The 665-nt window shown below is 61.8% G+C and carries 1 protein-coding gene; it reads right to left on the bottom strand.

Going from position 1 to position 665, the window contains the following annotated elements; genetic code table 11:
* Positions 1 to 665, bottom strand: a 665-nt coding sequence (locus tag PF66_RS31645) for an AMP-binding protein (protein ID WP_152973148.1), incomplete at both ends; no start/stop codon positions are given.

The following is a 665-nucleotide window of genomic DNA, read 5'->3' as shown; positions in this document are numbered from 1 at the left end:
CGCAGGGGCAACTCCACGCCCAGCGACTCGCGCACGGCATTGACCAGACGCATGGCCAGCAACGAGTGCCCGCCCAATTCAAAGAAGCTATCGTCGATGCCTACTGTGTCCAACCCAAGCATCTGGGCAAAAAGCTGACAGAGTAGAAATTCATGGTCGTTGCGTGCGGCGCGACTACCCTCTTTGCGCACAGCCATGGTGTAGACTTGATAACCGCCGAATGAGGTATTGATCGGCGAATCACTGTCCTCCCCCGTCTCATTCGGCACCATTTGCGCGCCCGTGCTACCGGCCTCAGCCGACGCATACAGATTGGTGACGCGTTCAGCCCTCAGCGCCTGGCGGATACTCTGGCACAGCTCCGAGGGCCACGCCTCCTCCCATAGGATGACATGCCGCACCGACGGCTTGGCATGGCCACTGCGCAGCGCATGGGTCAGATACGATGGCACGCAACTGAGGACGCTGATCGCCTGGTCCTGCACATAGGCCCAGAACCGGTCGAGGTCATCGCGCACCGTGTCCTCGATCACCACCACGCAAGCCCCTGCAAGCAGGGGCGTGCCCATCTGGACGATCAGCGCATCGAACGACGGACCACTGAGCAGGCTCATGCGGTCGCTGGCCGAGAGTGACAGGTGGCGCGCCGCGTCTGCGATCTTGTT

Source organism: Pseudomonas asplenii, from assembly GCF_001293465.1.
GTDB lineage: Bacteria > Pseudomonadota > Gammaproteobacteria > Pseudomonadales > Pseudomonadaceae > Aquipseudomonas > Aquipseudomonas fuscovaginae_B.
The sequence above is the reverse complement of the archived record's forward strand: the minus strand, read 5'-3'. Positions and strand labels throughout refer to the sequence as shown.